Consider the following 742-nt stretch of genomic DNA (forward strand, 5'->3'; position numbering starts at 1 on the left):
CACGCCGATCGATCCGAACCAGGACTGGTTCCGCGCACGCGGCGGCAACAACGCCTACCTACCGTGGTGGGGCCGCCGCCACGATACCGATTACGGCATGCAAGGCTATTCATGGTGATGTAAATCGGCGCAGTGGTGCGTTGTATGTGAACTTGACCGCTGCACGGCACATGTAAAGCCAGAGCTATATCCGGGTTGGTGGTGTGAATTGAAGGCATTGATCGCTACCTGGCCGCGACGTGTCGCCGCTGACGTTTCGGCATGGTTGATCGCCATCGTGCTCATGGCCACGCTGATGGCGCACATAGAACAACCTGGCCCGGCCCATTTGGAAACAGGAGATTGGATGAAACGATTCTTTGTCGTACCTGGCCTGGCCGCGTTCATGGTGTTTCTATTCACCACGGCCATCATGCGTTCGGCTCAAGCCACATCTGCTAGTGAGCACACAGAGAATGCAACGTCAGCAGTCGAAAAGCCCGCCATGCCGTTCGCCGCGCAGGTTGTTGGCTTGATGTGGTTGAATCCGTTGCAACGCATGGACTATCCGACTGAATGGCAATTGTTGTGGACGCAAAGACTTGCGGCGCCAAACAAGAACGACGATATGGTCCGCACCGACCCGAAGTCCTTTACTACTCTGCAATCGGTCGCGGGAATCGCATATGGCAATGAAGGCGAGGAAACATTCAGAGGCTTCTACCGCAAGTACATGTTCGATTTTCCTCTGCTGCTAAGCTCG

The 742-nt window shown here is 55.5% G+C and carries 1 pseudogene; it reads left to right on the forward strand.

Going from position 1 to position 742, the window contains the following annotated elements:
* Positions 1 to 346: 346 nt before the first annotated feature.
* Positions 347 to 742 (forward strand): annotated as a pseudogene (locus ACTJKF_RS31390) (virulence factor); the annotation flags it as partial.

Origin of the sequence: Burkholderia sp. 22313 (assembly GCF_052045245.1) — a bacterium.
Lineage (GTDB): Bacteria > Pseudomonadota > Gammaproteobacteria > Burkholderiales > Burkholderiaceae > Burkholderia.